Source organism: Shewanella alkalitolerans, assembly GCF_019457575.1.
GTDB lineage: Bacteria > Pseudomonadota > Gammaproteobacteria > Enterobacterales > Shewanellaceae > Shewanella > Shewanella loihica.
The window spans coordinates 1,808,128-1,831,304 of the sequence record NZ_CP080422.1 but is presented as its reverse complement, the minus strand read 5'-3'; the positions used below and the strand labels follow the sequence as shown (position 1 = coordinate 1,831,304).

Annotated in this window: 21 protein-coding genes; 10 read left to right on the top strand and 11 right to left on the bottom strand. The window is 53.1% G+C overall.

Annotated features, from left to right (window positions below):
• A complete protein-coding gene (locus K0J45_RS08290) occupies positions 1 to 1,233 on the bottom strand; it encodes a lipoprotein-releasing ABC transporter permease subunit (RefSeq protein WP_220044938.1) in 1,233 nt (410 codons plus the stop codon).
• Positions 1,234 to 1,328: 95 nt separating this feature from the next.
• On the opposite strand from K0J45_RS08290, the gene K0J45_RS08285 reads away from it, so the two are divergent.
• From K0J45_RS08285 to K0J45_RS08275, 3 genes are all read left to right on the top strand, one after another.
• Positions 1,329 to 1,910: a hypothetical protein gene (locus K0J45_RS08285; protein WP_220044937.1), complete on the top strand. Its 582-nt coding sequence runs from the start codon at positions 1,329 to 1,331 to the stop codon at positions 1,908 to 1,910.
• A gap of 75 nt (positions 1,911 to 1,985) precedes the next feature.
• Entirely contained in the window at positions 1,986 to 5,468 is a 3,483-nt protein-coding gene (mfd, locus tag K0J45_RS08280; RefSeq protein WP_220044936.1) for a transcription-repair coupling factor, read from the top strand.
• Positions 5,461 to 6,399, top strand: coding sequence for a peptidoglycan binding protein CsiV (locus K0J45_RS08275; RefSeq protein WP_220044935.1), 939 nt, complete (start codon positions 5,461 to 5,463; stop codon positions 6,397 to 6,399). Before mfd ends, K0J45_RS08275 begins: the two co-directional genes overlap by 8 nt.
• Before the next feature lie 28 nt (positions 6,400 to 6,427).
• On the opposite strand, the gene K0J45_RS08270 is transcribed toward K0J45_RS08275, so the two are convergent.
• From K0J45_RS08270 to nagZ, 3 genes are all read right to left on the bottom strand, one after another.
• Positions 6,428 to 6,697 carry an acylphosphatase gene (locus K0J45_RS08270; protein WP_220044934.1) on the bottom strand — a complete coding sequence of 90 codons (270 nt, stop codon included), beginning with the start codon at positions 6,695 to 6,697 and terminating at the stop codon, positions 6,428 to 6,430.
• A gap of 526 nt (positions 6,698 to 7,223) precedes the next feature.
• Entirely contained in the window at positions 7,224 to 7,766 is a 543-nt protein-coding gene (gene ycfP / locus K0J45_RS08265) for an alpha/beta hydrolase YcfP (RefSeq protein ID WP_220044933.1), read from the bottom strand.
• Between the two features lie 75 nt (positions 7,767 to 7,841).
• On the bottom strand, positions 7,842 to 8,855 hold the full coding sequence (gene nagZ / locus K0J45_RS08260; protein WP_220044932.1) for a beta-N-acetylhexosaminidase: 1,014 nt from the start codon (positions 8,853 to 8,855) through the stop codon (positions 7,842 to 7,844).
• 358 nt (positions 8,856 to 9,213) lie between these two features.
• Between nagZ and K0J45_RS08255 the strand changes: the two genes are divergently transcribed.
• On the top strand, positions 9,214 to 10,590 hold the full coding sequence (locus tag K0J45_RS08255) for an L-serine ammonia-lyase (protein ID WP_011865424.1): 1,377 nt from the start codon (positions 9,214 to 9,216) through the stop codon (positions 10,588 to 10,590).
• A 91-nt stretch (positions 10,591 to 10,681) separates the two neighbouring features.
• Here K0J45_RS08255 and cysB read toward each other — a convergent pair whose 3' ends face one another.
• Positions 10,682 to 11,656: an HTH-type transcriptional regulator CysB gene (cysB, locus tag K0J45_RS08250; protein WP_011865423.1), complete on the bottom strand. Its 975-nt coding sequence runs from the start codon at positions 11,654 to 11,656 to the stop codon at positions 10,682 to 10,684.
• Positions 11,657 to 11,894: 238 nt separating this feature from the next.
• Between cysB and K0J45_RS08245 the strand changes: the two genes are divergently transcribed.
• On the top strand, positions 11,895 to 12,671 hold the full coding sequence (locus tag K0J45_RS08245) for a hypothetical protein (protein WP_011865422.1): 777 nt from the start codon (positions 11,895 to 11,897) through the stop codon (positions 12,669 to 12,671).
• Positions 12,672 to 12,735: 64 nt separating this feature from the next.
• Here the strand turns inward: K0J45_RS08245 and pdxH are convergent, their stop codons facing one another.
• The 4 genes from pdxH to speA form a co-directional block, all read right to left on the bottom strand.
• Entirely contained in the window at positions 12,736 to 13,392 is a 657-nt protein-coding gene (gene pdxH / locus K0J45_RS08240; protein WP_220044931.1) for a pyridoxamine 5'-phosphate oxidase, read from the bottom strand.
• Between the two features lie 27 nt (positions 13,393 to 13,419).
• A complete protein-coding gene (gene speB, locus K0J45_RS08235) occupies positions 13,420 to 14,343 on the bottom strand; it encodes an agmatinase (protein ID WP_011865420.1) in 924 nt (307 codons plus the stop codon).
• Between the two features lie 27 nt (positions 14,344 to 14,370).
• Entirely contained in the window at positions 14,371 to 15,291 is a 921-nt protein-coding gene (locus K0J45_RS08230; RefSeq protein WP_220044930.1) for an adenosylmethionine decarboxylase, read from the bottom strand.
• Positions 15,292 to 15,547: 256 nt separating this feature from the next.
• Complete coding sequence (speA, locus tag K0J45_RS08225; RefSeq protein ID WP_011865418.1) at positions 15,548 to 17,461, bottom strand: biosynthetic arginine decarboxylase; 1,914 nt, start codon at positions 17,459 to 17,461, stop codon at positions 15,548 to 15,550.
• A gap of 549 nt (positions 17,462 to 18,010) precedes the next feature.
• On the opposite strand from speA, the gene K0J45_RS08220 reads away from it, so the two are divergent.
• From K0J45_RS08220 to K0J45_RS08200, 5 genes are all read left to right on the top strand, one after another.
• Positions 18,011 to 18,844, top strand: coding sequence for a CvfB family protein (locus K0J45_RS08220; protein WP_220044929.1), 834 nt, complete (start codon positions 18,011 to 18,013; stop codon positions 18,842 to 18,844).
• 99 nt (positions 18,845 to 18,943) lie between these two features.
• A complete protein-coding gene (locus K0J45_RS08215; RefSeq protein ID WP_220044928.1) occupies positions 18,944 to 19,591 on the top strand; it encodes a YceH family protein in 648 nt (215 codons plus the stop codon).
• A gap of 74 nt (positions 19,592 to 19,665) precedes the next feature.
• Positions 19,666 to 20,502, top strand: a complete 837-nt coding sequence (locus K0J45_RS08210) for an ABC transporter permease subunit (RefSeq protein WP_434086957.1) — start codon at positions 19,666 to 19,668, stop codon at positions 20,500 to 20,502.
• A complete protein-coding gene (locus K0J45_RS08205) occupies positions 20,499 to 21,404 on the top strand; it encodes an ABC transporter ATP-binding protein (RefSeq protein ID WP_220044926.1) in 906 nt (301 codons plus the stop codon). Before K0J45_RS08210 ends, K0J45_RS08205 begins: the two co-directional genes overlap by 4 nt.
• A gap of 289 nt (positions 21,405 to 21,693) precedes the next feature.
• On the top strand, positions 21,694 to 21,834 hold the full coding sequence (locus K0J45_RS08200) for a hypothetical protein (RefSeq protein ID WP_220044925.1): 141 nt from the start codon (positions 21,694 to 21,696) through the stop codon (positions 21,832 to 21,834).
• Here the strand turns inward: K0J45_RS08200 and K0J45_RS08195 are convergent.
• Positions 21,827 to 22,033 (bottom strand): cold-shock protein, encoded by a 207-nt coding sequence (locus tag K0J45_RS08195; RefSeq protein ID WP_011865413.1) that lies wholly within the window; start codon positions 22,031 to 22,033, stop codon positions 21,827 to 21,829. The genes K0J45_RS08200 and K0J45_RS08195 overlap by 8 nt on opposite strands.
• Before the next feature lie 302 nt (positions 22,034 to 22,335).
• Positions 22,336 to 23,148, bottom strand: a complete 813-nt coding sequence (rlmA, locus tag K0J45_RS08190) for a 23S rRNA (guanine(745)-N(1))-methyltransferase (RefSeq protein ID WP_220044924.1) — start codon at positions 23,146 to 23,148, stop codon at positions 22,336 to 22,338.
• Between the last annotated feature and the right edge of the window lie 29 nt (positions 23,149 to 23,177).

The following is a 23,177-nucleotide window of genomic DNA, read 5'->3' as shown; positions in this document are numbered from 1 at the left end:
TTATTCATACCTTAAAGCTGTGGCAGGTTGCACGCTAGCCGCCCGTAGTGCGGGATAAACGGTCGCTAAAAATGTGATGGTCAGGGTGCCAACGACGATGAGGGACAACTGGCCCCACTCAAGCTGCACCGGCAGGCGTTGACCCGCGCCGAGCACATGAACGCCAAGAACCGAGAAGAGTGTATTGATGTTTAATGTGGCCAGCACGCCGATAGCCAGGCCGCCCACCAAGCCTAAAACGGCGTTAAGCGATCCCTGGATCATGAAGATCCCCATGATGCTCCCCGTGGTCAAGCCTTGGGTCTTGAGCACGGCAACGTCTGTGGTCTTATCCACCACCATCATCACCAGCGCTGATACTATGTTAAAGGCCGCCACGGCGATGATAAGGCTGAGCATCAACGACATCATGTTCTTCTCCATCTTCACCGCAGAGAAAAGATGACCATAGTTTTCGCGCCAATCACTGGTGGTCACACTGTCGCCCGCCGCCTCAAACGCCGCCTTTACCTTAGGTGCAAGCTTGCTCGCCTTGAAGGGATCGGCCAGATAGAGACGCAGCGACTTGATCTCATTGGGGAACTTGCGCATCAGACGCAGTGCATCCTCGTGATGCACGTAAGCCAGGCTCGCATCCACCTGAGATCCCATCTCAAACACGCCTGCTACGATAAACTTACGCTGACTCGGCACAGGCCCCAGCGGCGAATAAACCACCCCATCGCCACTGAGTACACGTATCTTATCGCCGGGCTTAACATCCAGACGACGCGCCAGCTCGGCGCCAATGATGATGCGGTATTTGCCCGCCTCTAGGCTGTCGAGGGAGCCGTTGAAGTGTCGGTTCAGACGCGCCAGATTGTCTTTTTCAAGCTCGGGATAGATGCCATAAACCTGCACTGCGCTGATGTTGCTCGGCGCCTGTAACATGGCCTGGGTGGCCACGCTCGGGCTCATCGCCAGGATCTGCTTACCATCGATTAAGGTATTGGCGACATCTTGCCAGTTGCCAAGGTGTTGCTCGCTGTGCACCGTCAGCTGTGGCACAGCGCCAAGAATGCGCTGCTTGAGCTGCCCCTCGAGACCATTCATCACAGAACTGACGATGATCAGGGCCGCCACCCCGAGCAAGATCCCCGACACGGCAAACAGGGTAATAAATGAGGCAAATGGATTGGCCTTACGTGCTCGCCAATACCGATAACCTATGGTCCAAGATAACGCTAAATTCATGTTTGGCAGGGTCTCTTTGCGTCAGAGCCTTGATAAATCATTAAGATGGGCACGATAATAGGGGGAATAGCACCTTAAAAACAAGAGGCAATCCGTTGAACAGCCAATCAAACTCCTATTTTAGCGTCGCGCATGGGTTCGCCGCTTACCTATCGCCCTGGCCTAAGGAGCAGCCGCTGCCCAACGACTATGAGCTAAGAGGTATGCTACCGCTCGGCATTCAGCTTATCAGCCAAGTCAAGGCGATGGAAGCCGACTGTCTACTCCAGCTCAGGCACCTTGATGATGAAGCCCGCACCGTAGTCGATTACCTTAAGCTACAGTCTCGCAAGATAGACCTGGTGCTGCAGCATGTGCTCGAGCAGCAGCCCCACGAGGGCGAGCGCTGCAGCGGCCTGCATTTTGGCGGTAGCGGCATACATCTCCTAAGCCCCACAAAATTGGTGCCCGGCGAGCGCTACCGCATCACACTGCATATCAGGGAGGCGCTTATCGCCATCCTTTGCATAGGGGAGTGCACCCGCTGTGACGATGAAGCCTCTGAAGGTGGTTTCGACTGCGAACTCAGCTTTATTCAAATTCTCGATGAGGATGTCGAGCAACTGGTCAAAGCCAGCCTGAATATTCAACAAAAACAATTACAACAACGCAAAAAACAGCAACAAGACCCGAGTTAGTTTTCACTGGCACTGACGGGGCTAAGTCTCTACAATGGCCGCATCATTGTTGATTGTTGGCCTTAGTCTGTTTTCATGAATGCTTTTTCCATCCTCACACCACCTAAAGTCAAAGGGGTTAAGTCGCCCCAAACCCTGAGCCAGTTAACCGGTGCCGCCCAGGCGATAAGCCTGGCTAAGCTGTCCGAGCAGTATAGCGGCATGACCTTAGTGGTGACGCCAGACACGCCAAGCGCGCTCAGGCTAGAGGCAGAGCTAGGCTACCTGTTAGCGCCAAAATCGATCCCCGTGATGCTGTTCCCCGACCGGGAGACCTTGCCTTACGACAGCTTCTCGCCCCATCAGGATCTGGTATCTCAACGGCTTGAGACCCTATCGCGGATCCCAAGCGCCGGCCATAGCCTGGTGATCGTGCCCATGAGCACCCTGATGGTGAAGTTGCCGCCGCAATCATTCTTAACCGGCAACGTCTTGCTGCTCAGCAAGGGCGACCACTATCCCCTGGAAGCAGTGCGCAGCCAGCTGGTCAATACCGGCTATCATCACGTAGAGCAGGTGTATGAGCATGGCGAGTTTGCCGTGCGCGGCTCTATCATAGATCTCTTCCCCATGGGCGCCCAGAGCCCCTATCGCATCGAGCTGTTCGATGATGAGGTCGAATCGATCCGCGAATTTGACCCGGAAACCCAACGCTCCAGCGGCGAGATCGAATCGATTCGCCTACTGCCGGCCAAGGAGTTCCCGACCAATGACGCCGCCATCGAAGGGTTTCGCCAACGTTATCGCCGCCAGTTTGAGGTAGTGGTCAAGGAGCCGGAGTCCATCTATCAGATGGTGAGCCGCAAGGTGATGCCCGCCGGGATCGAGAGTTACCTGCCCCTCTTCTTCGACGAGACGGCGAGCCTGTTTGACTATCTGCCCGGCGAGTGCCAATTGGTGCAGGTGGGCGATCTAGAGAATGCTGCCAAACACCACCTGCAGGAGATCAACCAGCGCTATGAAAACCGCCGGGTCGATCCCCTGAGGCCACTGCTGCCGCCAAAGGATCTCTACCTGCTGACCGAACAGGTCTTCGAGGCCTTTAAGCATCTGCCGCGCTTCCTGGTCAAGGGCGATGATGCCACAGGCACCTGTGTTACGGCGCAGCTCGAGGCACTGCCTAACATCGCCGCCAACCATAAGCTGAAACAGCCACTTATCAGCCTTAAAGAATTTGCCGATGGCGGCACGCCAATTTTATTCTGCGTCGAATCGGAAGGCCGCCGCGAGGCGCTGCTGGAACTGCTGGCCAAGATAGAGATTAAACCTGCGCTGCTGGATCATCTGGAGAGCTTCAGCCATAAGCCTCAGCCCTTTGGCTTGATCGTCGCGCCGCTGTCTCAAGGCGCCATCTATCACCCTAAAAAGGGCCCAAGCTGGGCACTGGTGTGTGAAACCGAGCTGTTTGGCCAGCGCATCGCCCAGCAACGCAGGCGCGATAAACAGCGTCAGGTAAGCCAGGATGCGCTCATCAAGGATCTGGCCGAACTCAAAGTCGGTCAACCCATAGTGCATCTGGATCACGGCGTCGCCCTCTACCAGGGACTGGAAACCCTGGACACGGGCGGCCTGGTCGCCGAGTACCTGAAACTGGAATACGCCGGTGGCGACAAGCTCTATGTGCCTGTCGCCTCTCTCAACCTCATCAGCCAGTACAGTGTCGGGGCCGATGATGCACCGCAGCTCAACAAGCTGGGCAACGAGAGTTGGACCAAGGCCAAACGCAAGGCGATCGAGAAGATCCGCGACGTGGCCGCCGAACTGTTAGATGTCTACGCCCGCCGTCAGGCCCGCCCCGGCGAGGCCTGCCGATTAGATCGCGAAGAGTACGCTCAGTTTGCCGGCAGCTTCCCCTTCGAAGAGACGGTGGATCAGGAAACCGCCATCGACGCCGTGCTCACCGACATGTGTAGCCCCATCTCGATGGATCGTCTGGTGTGTGGCGACGTCGGCTTCGGTAAGACTGAGGTGGCGATGCGCGCCGCCTTCGTGGCGGTCAACGACGGCAAGCAGGTGGCTATCTTGGTGCCCACGACGCTACTGGCTCAGCAGCACTATGAAAACTTCAAAGACAGGTTTGCCGACTGGCCCATCAAGATAGAGGTGATGTCACGCTTTAAGACCGCCAAAGAGCAACAGGCGGTGCTCAAGCAGCTGGAGCTTGGCCAGGTGGATATCGTTATCGGTACCCATAAGCTACTCCAGTCTGAGGCCAAGTTTGAAAACTTAGGCCTGCTTATCATCGACGAGGAGCACAGGTTCGGCGTGCGTCAGAAGGAGAAGATCAAGGCGCTTCGCACCAACATCGATATTTTGACCCTGACGGCGACCCCTATCCCGCGTACGCTCAACATGGCGATGTCAGGCATGCGCGACCTCTCCATCATAGCTACGCCGCCAGCCAAGCGCCTGGCGGTTAAAACCTTCGTGCGCGAATATGATGATGCCACGGTGCGCGAGGCACTGCTGCGTGAGATCTTAAGGGGCGGCCAGGTCTATTTTCTCCACAACAGTGTCGAGACCATAGAGAAGCGCGCCCGGGAGATTGAGGCGCTACTGCCCGAGGCGCGAGTTGTCACCGCCCATGGTCAGATGCGCGAGCGTGACCTTGAAAAGGTGATGTCTGACTTCTATCACCAGAAATACAATGTGCTGGTGTGTACCACCATCATAGAGACGGGCATCGACGTGCCCAGCGCCAACACCATCATCATAGAGAGAGCCGATAACTTCGGCCTGGCGCAGCTGCATCAGCTCAGGGGTCGTGTGGGGCGCTCACATCATCAGGCCTACGCCTATCTGATGACGCCCCATCCTAAACGCATGACCAAGGATGCCATCAAGCGTCTGGAGGCCATTGGCGCGCTGGAAGATCTCGGCGCAGGCTTCATGCTGGCGACTCAAGATCTCGAGATCCGCGGCGCGGGTGAACTCCTGGGCGATGAGCAGAGCGGTCATATCTCCAAAATAGGCTTTACCCTCTACATGGAGATGCTGGAAGATGCGGTGAAGTCCCTCAAGGAGGGCAAGGAACCTTCGCTGGATCAGATGCTCAGGGGACAGTGTGAGATTGACCTGCGGATCCCAGCGCTACTGCCGGAAGATTATGTGGGCGATGTCAACATCCGCCTGTCGCTCTATAAGCGTATCGCCAACTGCGCCACCGCCCAGGCACTGGACGAATTAAAGGTCGAGCTGATCGACCGCTTCGGCCTCCTGCCTCAGGCCACCAAGAACCTGATGGAAGTCTCGCTGTTCAAACATCAGGCAACGGCGCTCGGCATCGCCAAGATAGAGATGCACGCCAAGGGCGGCAGTCTGGAATTTAATAACGATCACTGTGTAGATCCTGGCTTTATCATCGGACTATTACAGAGTCAGCCACAAAATTATCGTATGGACGGCCCAAGTAAGTTAAAATTCTTGATGCCGACAGAGACAGACAAGGATAGGTTAGCCCTGTTATCCCTGATCATCTCTCAACTCATGCAACATCGCCTTGGAGAACCGCGTGTTTAAAAAGAGTCTTTTATTGGTGACCACCCTTGCCTCACTATCCGGCGCCGTCTGGGCAGATAACGAGCGTTGGTTTGAGGTGGAAGTTTACCTGTTTGAGCGTCAGGGAAGTCAATTGGAAGAAACCTTGGCAAGCCCAGGCAATCGTCACACGCGTCAACCGATAGACATGATCTCGCCGCTGTTTGCCACGGATATTACCGGTGCCAGCCTTGGCCTCGAGGGCTGCAGCGCCCAGCAGTGGCTGGAAATGCCAGAAGATTGCGACAGGCAGTTGCAACAGGCGCAGGTGACTCACCCTAGCCAGATCCCAAGCACCATAGGCGCGCCAACCCCCCAATATGCCACCTTAGGGGCCGGCACTGTCTTATTGGCCGACTCCCAGTCGCAGTTTGGCGACATGATTACCACCTTAAAGCGCGAAGCCGGACACAAGAGCCTGCTGCATATGACCTGGCAACAATCTATGCTGCCCCGTCATCAGGCGAAACCCGTGCGTCTCTACGGCGGTGAAGATTTCTCAGATCGCTTCAATGAGGATGGCTACGCGGTGAACGCGGCGCCGCAAAGTGATACCAGCGGCATTCCGCAGTTTAACTTCGATCTGAATTTCGAGGAAAAGCAGGCGGCCCCTATCTGGGCACTTGATGGTACGCTCAACATCTATCTGAACCATTACCTCTATGTGGAAACGGCGTTAACCCTGCACAGGGCTGGCAGTAAAGCGCAGCCACAGCTTGAGGATGAGACGGTATTGAGCCAGATGCCTTATCTGTACAACATCTATATGACGCAGAATAAGCGAGTGAAGAGTGACGAAATCCATTATTTCGATCACCCTAACATGGGGATGATCCTACAGATCAGAAAGATGGAACAACCCGGCGAGCGCACCCTCGAGGTGAGCCAGCCAAACGTGGTCCCGCAGAACTAAGCTAAATAGCTATTTAGAAAACAGATAGCTAATAGACAGAAAAATCGAGGTAGATCTCATCTGCCTCGTCTTCCTCCACCAGCACATTATCCACTACAGCCTGAGGCGAACCCTGCTCACTCCAGGCGATGAAACGATCGACAGCTAAGCCGCCTCCCTGCAATAAAATCAGCACCCTGCCGTCTTCCAGGTTTTTGGCATACCCCGTCAGCCCCAATTCATTGGCTTTCAGCTGACTGTATCGCCTGAAACACACGCCCTGAACCTTTCCCGATATTGTCAATAATACCCGCTTCATCTGCGCCTCGTTCTTCTTATCGATCTAACCCTTTGAAGATAACCTAAACTTGGGGGATGGGCAAAAAACAGACAAAAAAAACAGCTAACTAATAAAGTGGTTAGCTGCATCGGGCGACATACGCAAACTGGGAAAAGGTCTGTAAGACCATCATGTAGCAATATGTATCACTTTGTATCATAAAAGGGATAAGCTATGCTAGATTTGAATAACAAAAATTGTTAACCACTTACGCTCAGCTTCGAGCTAAATTCAGGATATTCGACCACTTTTTATCGCTTAGTCACCATAAGCCCCTGAAAAATGGCGATCAATACACTGCAGAAAAACGCCCTAATCGCCTCCTCTCGGCCAGCAAGGCTTCAATCCAAAGCTGCAAGGCTTTTCGTTAACGTCATTCCCGAGTCGAAGCCGCTCGCACAGCCAATCTTTTTGGTGCAGAAATCCAAATCAGACCGCTCTGCCGTCACTAGCATCTGCACATAAAAAAAGGAGCCAGTTGGCTCCTTGTTAGGTTCGAATCACCTTACTGCTGCTCTTTAAAGGCCTTTATCTCGGCGAGATGTGCGGCCAGCGAGGGAAACTTATGGCGCTGCTCCTCGTCCCAGACGATGGGATAGAAAGGCGCTAAGGTGCTGGCCACCGCCTGGTTGTCATGCACCTCGTCCTGGCGAGACAGGATACACATGCCCCGGCCCTTATGTTTCTCCCTAAACTGACTGACACACTTGCTGGCGATGTCGGCATACTCTTCCGGTCTGTCTATCTTGCCGAGCATATTGTCTTCCGGATGCAGATTAGGATTGATCATCACTGTCTTAAGGCCATTGAGAAAACCTATCCGCTCGGCCCAATAGCCGCCGAGACCGACACCTATTGCCAGAGGCGCGGGATCGTCACTCTGGGTTAACTGACGACTCACCTCGTTAAGCAGATACTGCATATCGTACTTGGGGTGAAGCGTGCTGTAGCTGATCAGCCGTACGTCGGGGTCGACAAACTGCAGCTGGCGCATTTTTTCATGATTACCTGGACTGGTGGCGTCAAAACCGTGGAAATAGAGGATCATCCTGTTACCTGCTAACTGTATGTGAATATTAACTTTAGCTAACTCATCATAGGCTGTTGTTGCGCTACATCAAATTTAGCCCATACAGATCTGCTCTGCTATCCTTCTTGCCGCCAGATAACGAGACTCATCCTCCAGCGCCTTGGCAACCTGAGGTCTGTTGGCCAGCAGTTTACGCGCCGGCACCTGTGGACCTTGCTCTGGCCACTCAAACGAGGTTAACAGCTCGCTGACGCCCTGACTGTCATTACACAGCAAGATCATGTCACAGCCCGCCTTAATAGCGGCGCTGGCCCGCTCTGGGTAGCCACCTACCACGCCAGCCCCCTTCATGCCGAGATCGTCGGAGAAGATAACCCCATCGAACTTAAGCTCTTCACGCAGCACCTGCTTAAGCCAATAGGGGGAGAAACCCGCGGGATTGGGGTCGACCTTAGGATAGATAACGTGGGCCGGCATCACCCCCTGTAATCGCTTCGCCCCCATGAGATGCGCAAAGGGCACCATGTCTAGGGCGCGGATCTCGGCTTCGCTACGCTCATCCACCGGCTTGGCAATATGGGAGTCCGCCGCCACGCTGCCATGACCTGGGAAATGCTTACCCACGGCGGCCATGCCCGCATCCTGCATCCCTTGAATAAAGGCTTCGGCCAGGGCTATCACCTCATCGGGCTTATCGCTAAAGGCGCGGGAGCCAATCACCTGACTGATGCCGTTCAGATCCAGCACAGGGGCAAAACTTAAGTCGATATCACAGGCCAGCAATTCAACGGCCATCAGAAAACCAAGCTCCCTCGCCCAGCCCTTGGCTAATTGAAGGTCTTGCTTTGCCGCTGGCAATATGTCGCCCATGGCGGGGATCTTACTAAAACCGTCAATAAATCTTTGTACCCGCCCGCCTTCATGATCCACGGCGATAAGCAGATCGTGTCTAAGGGCACGCACCGAGGCCACCAAGGCGCAGAGCTGATCGCGATCTTGATAGTTGCGGGAAAACAATATCAGCCCGCCGACCATGGGATGCATCAACTGCGCTTGCTCCTGCGCATTCATCTCGGTGGATAACAAATCCATCATTAAATAACTCACAACTCCCCCTAGAAAAACTGTTAAATCAGTTTTATCGACGCCGATAATTAACAAATACTTAGCAAGGCAATGTTGTCTAAGCTTTTGTATACAATTGATAAAACCACAAACCTTTGGGCAGCTTTCCTCAGCCCTCTGCGATTAGCAATAGTATGCCTAATGCGAAACTCACTCTTGAAAAAAACTAATGCGAAAGCTGCGACTAAAGTATGGGATACTTAATAATTGACAATCTTAATGTGCTCGCAAGGTTAGCACAACGGGGCGACATTAACGCCCCTTCAGGCATGAATAATTAAATTGGCCTAAAATCACTGAGATTGAATAACGAAAATAATGATTACAACAGGGTTTTATAATGATTAGCGTTTTTGACATGTTTAAAATTGGTATCGGGCCCTCAAGCTCCCATACCGTCGGCCCGATGAAAGCGGGTAATATCTTCATTCAAGATTTAGAAAAACATGGTCATCTAGCAGAAACAGATGAGCTGAGATCTGAGCTGTTTGGCTCACTCGGCCAAACCGGTAAGGGCCACGGCACGGGTAAGGCAGTGATCTTAGGCCTGATGGGCGAAGCCCCTGAAACCGTTGATACCGACAAGATCGATGCCACCCTGGCACAGGTTCATGACACACAAAGCTTAACCATGCCAAATAACAAGGTGGTTCGCTTCAGCCGTGAAGATGGCATCACCTACCACAGGCGCAAGAGTCTGCCGGCCCACGCCAATGCCATGACCCTCTACGCCTATGCCAAGGGTAACTGCATCTATCAGCGTACCTATTACTCTGTCGGTGGCGGCTTCATCTTAGATGAAGATGAGATCCTGGCCCAGGATGCCTCGCCAGCCTCCCCTATCGAAGCCGCGCCCTATGACTTTAACAGCGCCGCCGAACTGCTGGATATGTGTGTCGAGAACGGCCTGAGCATCTCTGCGCTAATGATGGAGAACGAACTCTCTATCGCCAGCGAGAAAGAGGTAAAGGAGCGTCTGTGGACCATATGGCAGACCATGAAGAGCTGCGTCGAGCGTGGCTATCAGAAGGAAGGCATACTCCCAGGCGGCCTGAAGCTCAGACGCCGCGCCCCGGCGCTTTATCGTCGCCTCAAGGCTGAGAGCAAGACAGTGGTCGATCCACTCACCGCCATGGACTGGGTCGATCTGTTTGCCCTCGCCGTGAACGAGCAAAATGCCGCGGGCGATCGCGTGGTGACAGCGCCGACTAACGGCGCCGCCGGCATCATTCCTGCCGTACTCTGCTACTACGACACCTTCGTTCAAGAGGTGGATCTGGATATCTGCTGTCAGTACCTGCTGACCGCAGCTGCCATCGGCATTCTCTACAAGAAGAATGCCTCAATCTCAGGCGCCGAGGTGGGCTGTCAGGGTGAAGTCGGCGTGGCCTGCTCTATGGCTGCCGCCGCGCTCACCGAGATCATGGGCGGCACGGTTGAACATGTGGAGAACGCCGCCGAGATCGGCATGGAGCACAACCTGGGACTGACCTGCGACCCAGTCGGTGGCCTGGTGCAGGTGCCTTGCATCGAGCGTAACGCCATGGGCGCGGTCAAGGCGATCAACGCCTCACGTCTGGCGATGCGCGGCGACGGTAACCATAAGGTCTCTCTGGATAAGGTGATCAAGACCATGATGGATACCGGCAAGGATATGCGCAGCAAGTACAAGGAAACCGCCAAGGGCGGCCTGGCGGTTAACATAGTCGAATGTTAATCGGCTATGAATAAAGCATAAAAAACTCGCCCCAGGGCGAGTTTTTTATGGCTACACATCAGCTTATCTTAGCTAAGCTCAAACGCTCGCCTTAACGGATCGGCAACTCCACATCCGCAAACAGGTTTTCAATCAGCTGAGGATCCCTCAGTGCTACCGCCTTCTCTACGATATCTTTGGTCAGGTGCGGCGCAAAATGCTCAATAAACTCATACATATAATTGCGCAGAAAATTGCCTTTTCTAAAACCTATCTTAGTGGTGCTGTGGGCAAACAGATGGCTGGCATCTATGGCCACTAAGTCTTTATCTATCACAGGGTCCACCGCCATGGAGGCGATCACCCCAACCCCGAGACCCAATCTGACATAAGTCTTGAGCACATCGGCACTAGTCGCGGTAAACACCACTCTCGGGTCGATACCGGCGCGGTTAAAGGCCTTCTCAATTTCTGACTCCCTATCGAAACCAAACACATAGGTCACCAGCGGGAAGCGGCCTAAGTCTTCGATACTGATCTGAGTGCGCGAAGCCAACGGATGATCTTTTGTCACCACTATGGAGCGATTCCAGTGGTAACAAGGCAGCATGATGAGGTCCGTATAGAGGTGCATCCCCTCGGTGGCGATGGCAAAGTCCGCATCGCCCCTCGCCGCCAACTCGCTGATCTGCGAAGGCGTGCCCTGGTGCATGTGTAGATTCACCTTAGGGTAGCGGTCGATAAAGGCACGGATGATCCCCGGCAAGGCATATCGCGCCTGGGTATCTGTGGTGGCAATATTCAGCTCACCCTGATCCGGCTTGGTATACTCCTCGGCAACCTTCTTGATGCTCTCGACCTTGCCCAAAATGTCGTTGGCGATATTGATCACCTGCTGACCGGCTGGCGTCACATGAGTCAGATGCTTACCGCTACGGCCAAAGATCTGAATGCCCAGCTCATCTTCGAGCATACGCACCTGTTTACTGATCCCAGGCTGAGAGGTGTAAAGGTTCTCAGCGGTCGCCGACACATTAAGGTTGTGATTCACCACTTCGGCAATGTATCTGAGTTGTTGCAGCTTCATCGTCTTTCCTTTGCAAAGGTCAGTGTCTCAAAGGGAGCCACGGCCTGAAATCGGTACCCTAACATAAGAGTTAGTATAAGAATTAGTTATAGTACAGGCGGAAAATTAAATCAAAGGGGAATATAGCATAGAGGTGAGATGAATCACACGACATAAAGAGAAAGCTAGTCTAAGATAACTATGCTAGCGTGTTGATTTATAGTAGCATTAATGGAATTGCATAAAAATTGGTAGATCTATGATATTTACTTTGGTTCTGATCCTCATCGGTGCATTGCTGCTATTGGTTATTGGCATCAATGTCATCCAACAACAAAAAGAACGTGCCGAGGCCGAGCGAAGAACAGAATTAGCCAGACAAAGAGCCATCATCGACGAAACCGAGAACGTGCTCTCCTGCACCGGAATGTTTCCCTGCTCGACCAATCTGGTATTGATCCTCTACAGAAGAGTGCAAGAAGCCTTAAGCCAATCTGTCAGCCTTGGTGGACCACAGACGGCGGATTATCAGCGTCGTCTCACCGACCTGACCGGCCAGGTTGAAAACCTACAAAACGCTCAGAAACAGACACCCGCCATCGAAAGCTTTCGCCTGCCCGATACCGACAAGCAGATCCTGGATCTGGTAAAGGTACTGAAAAAACTCAAGGCTATCCTGCGCGCCGAGCACAACAAAGGCAAGGTCGACCCCAATATCTTTGCTCAAGAAGAGGCTCGCGTGGACAGCCTACAACTCAGAATCAATGTGGACTCTATGCTGTCGCGCGCTCGCAGTGCCTGCTTCATGAAGCAATACGGCTCCGCCAAACAGATGGTCACTAAGGCATTGGCAACCCTGCACACTATCAAGGGTCTAACCCCTAACGATCCCTTTATCGCCAAGAAGGTAGATGAAGCCAAGTTGCTACTCGATGAGATTATGGGCGCCCAAAAGATGGCGCAGCCTAACGCGCCGCAGCAGAAGAGCGACGAGGATGATATCGACGTGTTGTTCCAGCCAAAGAAGAAATGGTAACGGCCGCCGAAGACAAAAAAACCACCGCATTGCGGTGGTTTTTTTATCGCTATTATCGGAACGCTTAAGGTGCCAGACGGTCGATATCCCAGCCGCCTTCTTTAAGACTTGAATCTTTACGGCTGTAGAGGAAGCGGTCGTGCAGGCGATATTCACCGCCCTGCCAGAACTCTATGCTACTAGGACGCACCCGGTAACCACCCCAAAACTTAGGCAGCGGCACCTCACCCTGGCTGAACTTGGCCTTCATCTCGGCAAACTTGCTCTCCAGCGCCTGACGCGCGGAGATCTTGCTCGATTGCTTCGACACCCAGGCGGCGATCTGACTCTCTTTGGGCCGCGTCACGAAGTACTTAAGCACCTCAGTGGTCGAAAGCTGCTCCGCCACACCCGTCACCGCCACCTGACGCTCCAGGGCGTGCCAGGGAAACAGCAGACTTACCTTGTGGTTGTGGGCTATCTGCTCCGCCTTGCGACTAGCCAAGTTAGTGAAAAACACAAAGCCGTCGTCATCGAAACGTTTTAAGAGCACGATACGCTGAAACGGCTGCCCCTCGGCATCGACGGTTGCCACCGACATGGCCGTGGGATCTGGCAGGATCTCCGAATCCCTAATCTGCTCTATCCACTTCTCAAACAGCACCATGGGGTTGTCGGGCAGCTCCTCTCGGTGCAGCCCGCCCAGGGTGTATTCTCGTCTAATATCACTTAAGTTCGACATCTGCTTCCTTACCCTGTCCCGTATTGCTTACTTCTTATGGGCGCAGGCCCAAACGTGTAGCATCTCAAGGCCTAAGGTAGCCCCGGCCAGTGCGGTGATCTCGGCGCTGTCGTAGGCTGGCGCCACTTCGACCACATCCATACCGACAACATTCATGCCACGCAGGCCGCGAATGATCTTCATCGCCTTGTCGCTAGTCAGGCCGCCACATACAGGTGTGCCCGTGCCAGGTGCGAAGGCTGGGTCCAGACAGTCGATGTCGAAGGTGACATACAATGGCATATCACCGACACGATCTTTAATCTGAGCCACGATCTCATCGGCAGTCATCTCGTTAGCGGCGGCCGCATCGATCACCTTGAACAGATGGCTTGGCTTGTCATATTCGGTACGGATCCCCACCTGCACTGAGTGAGAAGCATCGATGATCCCCTCATTTGGCGCGTGGAAGAACATAGTGCCGTGGTCATACTTGCTGCCCTGGCTATAGGTGTCTGTGTGCGCATCGAAATGCAGCAGCGCCATCTTGCCATGCTTCTTGTAGTGAGCACGTAGCAGCGGCAGGGTCACGAAGTGGTCGCCGCCAAAGCTCATTAGCGCCTTGCCAGAGTCGAGCACGGCCGTCGCGAAGTCTTCGACACGCTGGGTGAAATCGGCTGCATCGCCGCAATCGAACACCAGATCGCCCGCATCGACCATTTTTAGGTGATCGGACAACTTAAAATCCCATGGCCAGCGGCACTCTTCCCAGGCCAGATTGACCGACGCCTGACGGATAGCGCCAGGGCCCATACGGCCGCCAGAACGGCCCGTAGTGGCCATATCAAACGGCAAACCAATTACCACCACATCGGCATCGCTCTCGAGCGGTTTAAAATCCAGTGGCTGTCTTAAATAACCAAATGCATTTGAGTAAAGCGAGTAATCAGGCTTATCTGCAATAGTGGTCATATTTGCTCCAAATCATAGAAGTAAAGATCACAACGCAACGGGCAGCAATTGCTCACAATCGCGCTGTTTATAGTGTTTTATATACAGGCCTTGGCCTTCTGCCAAGGCAAGTTCGCCCCGGGCCTCTAGGCTATACTGCTCGGCGCAGTATGCTGGCGCCTCGGCTTCATATCCTGCCAGGTCCCAGCTTACCGGATTTAAGCGGTTTAACAACTTACCTACTATACCGTTAAGCCCTGCGCCGAGCGACAAATTAGTTTCCAGACTCACATAGGAGCTCGTCTCTTGCGGGGTGATGTGCAAGGTAAAATAATCTTCTCCCCGAAGGGCATTGAGGGAATAACCCAGTGGCGAGAACAGGTGCGCATCGATATCAAAACCGCTCAGTAGCTGAGATAGATTAAGCCGGCTGGCTATCCCCGCTATCGTTTGCCCATCGCTGAGCAGATAATCGGCCAGCTCACCGCGAATATGGTACATCTGCACCGTCTGGGCGGGTTTAAGCCCTACCTTACTGCCAGAGAAGAAAATGTGATGGTGATGACCATCTAAATGGCCTATGCGGTAGGCGGCGCCGCTTAGCGTGGCGCCAAGCCGGGCGATATCTTCTTCGAAGCGACTGGTCTGTAAGGCGGGTAAGATCTCGCTCTTACGCTGATAGCTCAGGCTGTCAATCTGATCGCGACCCAGTGATTCCACCAAGGAAAGTACGGTCTCGATAAGCCGAGTGTTGCCACAGGTGATCAGCACCAGGCTATCGTGCCAGACAAATAGGCTGGATTCGCTGAGCAGATAAGCATCGCACTGCTCACTGCTCAGCTTAGAAAGGATCTCTGTATCGCTCTTGGCCAGGGCGCGGCGCCAGTACTCATCGCCCAACGCCCTTAGCGACGGACAATCCGCCGCCAGCGTCAGCGATAAGCGCTTCTCCGCCCCTTCAAAATACATCGACCCGCTCCTCATCGTCTAATACCAATCCTAGTAAATAACTGGTCATAGTAAATAACTGGTCATGCTAGCTTGTTAAAACCGCCGATAACGGCGTTACTATTTTTGATTGTAGAATAACTACTTATCGAAAAATTCCGCCTTATTCTCGGCCGTTTTTCCTGTGCTATTTCTGATCACTTACTTGCCGTGATTGGTAGAACAGGATCCCGGCAGCCTTAGCCGAGATCCCAGGCGAAACAGGCTAGCCTGCCAATCAGGAGAAATCTTCCAGATAGGTGTAGCCCTTCAGTCCAATCTGCAACTCTTCGAGAATATTGGCGCGCTCATCTTCCTGAATGTGCAGGTTCACCAGCTCCTCATAGGTACGCATGAAAGAGACGGCGTCCAGGTTAACGTAACGCAGCACGTCCGCTACCGTATCACCAGCCAGAACCGACTCGATATTCACCAGGCCATCGTCGTCCAGACGCACCACGGCAGAGTTAGTGTCGCCGAACAGGTTATGCATATCCCCAAGGATCTCCTGGTAGGCACCCACCAGGAAGAAACCGATAAGATATGGGCTCTCAGCGCTCCACGCAGGTACCGGCAGTGTGGTTTCGATACCCTGACCATCTACGTACTGATCCACAGTGCCGTCAGAGTCACAGGTAATGTCCAGCATCACGGCGCGGCGCTCAGGTTTCTTATCCAGACCACTTAGCGGCATCACAGGGAACACCTGATCGATACCCCAGGCATCTGGCAGCGATTGGAACAGCGAGAAGTTCACGAAGAACTTGTCCGCCAGCTTCTCGTTAAGCTCATCGATCACCGGGCGGTGGAAACGATACTTACCGCTCATCACACCCTTCAGCTCGTAACAGACACGCAGGTTCATCTGCTCTGCCCAGGCTCTGTCAGACAGGCTCATCTGTCCCAGGGCAAACAGCGAGTGCACCTCGGCCAGATCGCTCTGCACATCATGGTAGATCTCGATAAGGGCGCGTTGATCGGCGCGGCCACTCACCTCACCCCATGAATCCCACATGTTTTTGAGCTGCTGAGGAGCTTCTTCATCCGGCGCTTGCAGATCTTCAGGCTTATAGGCCTCAGTGCCAATCACGTCGGTGATCAACACTGCGTGGTGAGCCGTTAGGTAACGACCAGACTCAGAGATCAAACGCGGCATAGGCTGATCGTGCTCGCGGCACATGTCGTTCAGCACGCTGACGATGTTGTTGGCGTATTCGGTCAGGCCATAGTTCATTGAGTTGCTGCTCTGGCTACGGGTACCGTCATAGTCCACTGCCAGGCCACCACCCACGTCGAAACATTTAACGTTGGCGCCCATCTTCTGCAGTTCACAGTAGAAACGGCCCGCCTCGCTCACGCCGCTACGGATATCGCGGATGTTGGCGATTTGCGATCCCAGGTGGAAGTGCAGCAGCTGCAGGCTGTCGAGCATGTCTTCGTCTTTCAGTGAATTGATCACGTTCAGCACCTGCGCCGCAGACAGACCAAACTTAGACTTCTCGCCGCCGCTGGCTTGCCACTTGCCCTTACCCTGGAAGGCTAGACGCACGCGCAGACCCAAGCGTGGAGTCACGCCCAGTTTCTTGGCTTCTTCGAGGACGACTTTCAGCTCAGACAGCTTCTCGAGCACGATATAGACCTGATGGCCGAGCTTCTCGCCGATCAGCGCCAGGCGGATATATTCCACATCTTTGTAGCCGTTACAGATGATCACCGAGCTGGCCTTCTGCGCCATGGCGAGTACCGCCATCAGCTCAGGCTTACTGCCGGCCTCAAGACCCAGCTGTGGCACCTCTTTAGACACCTGACTCGCCAAGATCTCTTCGACCACAGTTTGCTGTTGATTCACCTTGATAGGGTAGACAAGCAGATAGTCTGACTGATAGTCATAACGGGTGATCGCCTGATTGAAGGCATTACACAGGCTGTTGACTCTGTGATGCAAGATCTGCGGGAAGCGCACCAACACAGGCAAGGCCACGCCGGATTTCACCATATCCTTAGCGAGTTCATTTAACCCTATAGTGTGCTCAGGATGATTAGGATCGGGGGACACCGTCACCTCACCGGCCTCGCTTATGCCGTAGAGCCCAGAGCTCCAGTAATTAACGTTATAACCAACATAAGCATCTTTAATAGACCAATTACTCATATTCTCTCAACCTGTCTATTTACATTCATATTCGGCAGCTGCTTTGTCTGCCAACACATTAATGTTACTTACTATCGCACCTATCAGGTAAATAAGCCGCAACATCAACACCGTTTTTGGGTGTCAGATATCGAAGTTATCCTTCGAGTCCCCGCCATATTAGTTAACTCAATTTATACTTGTCTAAAGTAAAAAAAGGCGCGCAATTAAACCCCTGAATTTAACTAAATGCAAGTATCATTATCACATTAATTTATTACAAGGTTTTTTGCACTCAAGCACGCGCCCAGACTGCCTTTTATCCCTTACGGGTGTTCAGCGTTTTTTACAGTAAATTCGCTCAACAGCCAGGCATTAAGCAGACAGTCGGCCCTATCGTTTACCGGGTTCCCACGTTGCCAGCCGTTGGAGTCTATCTGACTCACTCGCCCCTGAGCCGAAATTAATGTCATTCACTTCAGAATAAACTGCTTAGGCTAAAGCATCTTGGCAAGATTTCCACTATAATCGCCACATTTAACATCTAAGCCATAATCCATAGAGAACCACATGATAGAGATAGGAAAGCGCTGCACCTTAGAGATCGTCAAACGCGTCGATTTTGGGGTGTACTTAAATGCCCATGAATTCGGCCAGGTATTACTGCCAAATAAAGTTGCCCCTCAAGGCTGCGAAGTAGGCGATAGCGTCGAGGTTTTCCTCTATCTGGACTCAGAAGATATGGTGATCGCCACCACCAAGCGTCCCAAGGCGCAGGTGGGCCAATTTGCCTACCTTAAGGCAGTCGCGACCGGTCCTTACGGCGCCTTCTTGGATTGGGGCCTGGATAAAGATCTCATGTTGCCCTTCGGTGAGCAGCACAGGGAGATCGAGGTGGGACGCTCCTATCTGGTCTATGTCTATGTTAACAGCGCCGACGATCGTATCGTGGCCTCATCGAAGATAGACAAGTTCCTCGACCGCACGCCACCACCCTATCGCAACGGCCAAGAGGTGAGCCTGATCATCGCCGGCACCACAGACCTTGGCTACAAGGCCATCGTCGACAATGGCCACTGGGGTGTACTGTATAAGAATGAGGTGTATCAGCCCCTCAAGTTTGGCCAGCGCATCAAAGGCTTCATCAAGCGCGTCAGGAGTGATGACAAGATAGACCTGATCTTGCAGCGCGGCGCCAAAGAGGAGCTGGACAAGCACGCCACCGCCATCCTGATGAAACTCAACCAGGCTGGCGGCTTCCTGCCCCTCACCGACAAGACAGATGCCGAGGTGATCTACGCCGAGCTTGCCATGAGTAAGAAGGCCTTCAAAAAAAGCATCGGCGGCCTCTACAAGCAGCAGAAGATCGCCATCGAGGCTGACGGTATCCGTCTGACTGAATAGAAGTTAGGCAGCGAAAGCGCCAAGCCTCTGATTGTCTTTGCATAAAAGCATGGCTCTGTTATAACAGGGCTATGCTTTTTTTATCTGGGTACCAAAATCATGAAACTCACCTCCCATGAAGCGCGTGTGATAGGTTGTCTACTGGAAAAAGAGAAGACAACGCCAGAGCAATATCCCCTCTCCCTCAACGGCCTCACTTTGGCCTGCAATCAGAAATCGAGCCGTGAACCTGTGATGAACCTGTCGGAAGCTGACACCCAGGCCGCGCTGGACTCTCTGGCGAAGAAACGCCTGGTGGCCGAACAGAGTGGTTTCGGCTCGCGCGTCGTCAAGTACAAGCACAGATTCTGCAACACAGAATTTAGCGATCTCCAGCTGAGCGAAGACAAAGTCGCCATCATCTGTCTCTTGCTGTTGAGAGGACCACAGACCGCTGGAGAGCTAAGAACCCGCAGTAATCGCCTATATGGCTTTAACGATGTCGCCCAGGTCGAGCAAGCCCTCAACAGCCTAGCGCAAATGGAGCCGGCGTTGGTTCGTCAGCAGCCTCGAGAGCCGGGTAAGCGCGAATCGCGTTTTGTCGAACTCATCAGCGAAGCTGAGGCGCAGCTCGATACTCAACTGGCAACGCAGCCAGCACAAGCGAGTAACCAGGCAAATGATGAGCTTGTGGAGCGCGTCGCGCTGCTCGAGCAGCAAGTGGCCGAACTGAAACAGCAAGTTGCCGAGCTCTTAGGCAAAATTTAACAACAATCTGAAACATTTAGACAAACAGATGAATGTTAGGCTGAGCCTTCATTAACATGATAAAGGAATCATCTTTGGATAATCTTACTCCGCGCAGTTCATGGAACGCAGCCTTGGTGTTGGCCAGGTTCGAACTGAAAAAAATCCTCTTTAGCACAAGAGGCATGATAGGCCTGGCCACCTTTGCGCTAACCTGGTGCCTCATCCTCTGGTACCCCATAAGACAGGCTTCTATCTACTTGTTTTCGCCTGACTTTAAGAAACTACTCGAGGGCGTATTTGGCGCCGCCAATGTGGGAGAACTACTCTCGTGGGACGTGGCCGAGATGGCCATTTTATGGGTCGCCGCGCTCTACCTCTTCCCCATCTTCAGCCTGTTTGTGGGCGCCGATCAGTTTGCCTCTGACAAGGCCAGAGGCAGCTTTCGCTTCCTCACCCTGAGAGTCAGCCGCGACACCCTGTTCTTCGGTCGGGTCACTGGCTATCTGCTGATCCAGGCGATACTGCTGATACTCACTCTGGTGGCGACACTATTACTGGTGGCCTATCGCGACACGGCTTTGGTATGGGCCGCCATGGGATCGGGGGTATTGGTGTTTATCAATATCATGATCGTCCTAGCCCCCTTTACCGCCATGATGGCAATCTTGTCACTGCACGCCAACTCGGCGAGACAGGCGAGCATATATGCAGTGCTGTTCTTGGCGGGTAGCACCATAGCCAACGGCATCATCTCCTATTATCTGCCTGGACTCAGTAACATACTGCAATGGCTGGTGCCCGGTGCCCAGCTCGATATGATGATCAATACCAAGGGCCTGAGCAGCCTTGCCATAGCAGCCATTCCCCTGCTTCAGGCCGGTGTACTCCTGCTATTAGGAAGAAGTTATATGGCGAGGATCGCACTATGAAGCTAATCACCTGTAACGCGCTGAGCAAGCAGTTCGGCAGTAAACGCGCACTCAACGACATCAATCTGGAACTCAGCGCTGGCCAGCCAATCGCCCTGGTCGGCCCCAACGGTGCGGGCAAAACCACCCTGTTTTCGTTGCTGTGTGGCTATATTCGCCCAACAGAAGGGGCAGTCGAAATCTTAGGTCACGCCCCCGGGAGCACGGCGCTCCTGGGTAAGGTTGCCGCCCTGCCCCAGGATGCGAGGCTCGACCCTAACCTCACCATAGCGGCGCAGCTGGAGCTGTTTGCCCAGTTACAAGGCTTTGACGCCGCATCGGCGCGCCAGGAGTGCCAGCGAGTGTTGGCCTTGGTTGATCTGGCAGAGGTTGCTCCGCAAAAGCCCTCCTCTCTTAGCCATGGCATGAGCAAACGGGTATCGATTGCCCAGGCACTCATAGGCTCTCCCGAGTTGGTACTGCTCGATGAGCCGACCGCTGGGCTAGATCCCGCCAACGCCAAGGCGATACGAGAGTTGGTACGCGCTCAAGTAGGCAAGACCACCTTCGTCATCAGTTCACACAACCTGGCGGAGCTGGAGAAGCTGTGTGACAAGGTGCTCTATCTGGATAAAGGCGTGCTGAATCAATCTATCTCGATTCAGGACGAGCTGGCCGACGAATATCTGACCCTGACTATGCAGAGCTGTGATGACGAGGCGCTGATGGCGGCGCTAGAGTCGCTGCCTCAGGTCATATCGGTGAAATCCAGTCAGAGCAAGGAGTTTGTGATCCACTACCAGGTCACGGCAGGCTTCGCGTTGGAAACCGAGCTGTTCGCCCTCTTCAATCGCCAAGACTGGCGCTACCGGGCCATTCAACGAGGCCGCACCCTGGAAGACAAGCTGTTCTCACAGACTTAATTACGTAATACTTAGGGCACGGCGCCTATGCCGTGCCCTCTCACAACTAACTACTGCGCATAGAGTGACCGCCTCAACTCTTTAACTCTCTAACTCTAAACTCTCTAACTCTTTATTCTCTTCATCTCTCACTCACTCTTTTACCCTAGCCTCCCAATGCTGGAGCCGGGGGCCGAAACTGGAAGCTGGCACCAGAGGCTGAAACCTGAGACTGAAACTTGAGGCTGGCAACGAAAACTGGCAACGAATCTCGACTCGCATCGTAAATTCGCGGAAGCGAAAATCAAGCATGAAAGATAAGCCGTGGATTAGGCTTCAAGAATGGGCTTTGCAGGAAATTGCAGACAAAAAAAGAGCTGTGATACTCATCACAGCTCTTGGAATTCTGTTTTTAGGTAACCTTGGGTTACCCAAAGGTCAGCTTAGATAACAGTTACGTTCTCAGCTTGTGGACCTTTTTGACCTTGAGTCACAGTGAACTGCACTTTCTGACCTTCGTCTAGAGTTTTGAAACCGTCAGAGTTGATCGCACGGAAGTGTACGAAAACGTCTGGGCCAGACTCTTGCTCGATAAAACCAAAACCTTTGTCAGAGTTGAACCACTTAACAACGCCAGTAACTTGAGACATGATATAAATCCTGTAACTAAATAAAATAAAGCCTTAAACGGCAGTAGAGCTGGAAAATGCCGGTATTACTTATGTTAACAGGACGAACTGGTCGTATTGAACACATAAAGTTAAGCCCAACCTTCAAGCTGAGTTCACTATAAATCATTCTGACCGTATGTCAACAAACATTAAAAGGCGCAAATCCTATTTTTTACTTACATATCTGTCAGTTGTTACAAAAAAACCTTCTAAAACTTCGTGTAAAAACACTAAGTTTTTTTAAGCGGATAAAAAACACAAATTAAACAAGGATTAACCAGCTAGCAGGCCCGAAAGACCTCAAGCTTAAAATCCAGCTCACAGGTCAAAGGCTTGGATGTCAGCAAGGCGCGCTGCGCATCGGTAAATTTCCAATTGTATGGGGTCATCGCTAGAAAATGGCCGATATCCGCACTGTCGCTGATGGTCATAGATTGCGTCAGTCGCTCACTATGCAGACGCTCGAACCCCGCTATTTGGCTGTCCACCTCGGGATTTGGCCTTGGCTGATCATAGATCACCTGCTTAAGGGCAAAGTGATGCTGCGGGGCCGCCGAGACTGTGATCAGTATGGCGCCCGGCTTAGCGACGCGTCTAAGCTCGTCATCTTGTGACGGCGCGTAGATGCGCAACATGAAGTCAAAACTCTGATCGGCAAAGGGCATCTCGAAACTGCTGGCCACACAAAACTGAATATCCGGATAACGCTTGGCCGCATATTTAAGGGCCGACTTAGAGATATCCAAGCCACTGAGACTAAACGCCTCGGCGCTGCCCATAGCCAGCAGCAGTCTGTTGCTGTAGTAACCCTCGCCGCAACCTATGTCCAGCCCATGACGAGCCTCACCGGCATATTCCTGCGCTAGGGCATTTACCCTATCGCTCATCGCCTCATAGTAGCCCTTGTTGAGAAATTCCCGGCGGGCGAACATCATCTCTTTGTTGTCGCCGGGATCTTTAGAGCGCTTCTTCTGCACCGGCAGCAGGTTGACGTAACCCTCTTTGGCACAGTCGAACCTATGATTTGCCTCACAGCACCAGGTGCGATCTATGAGTGACAGCGTGCGCTGACAGATAGGACAAAGGTAATTCATTATAATATTCCAAGACTAGTCGGGTCATA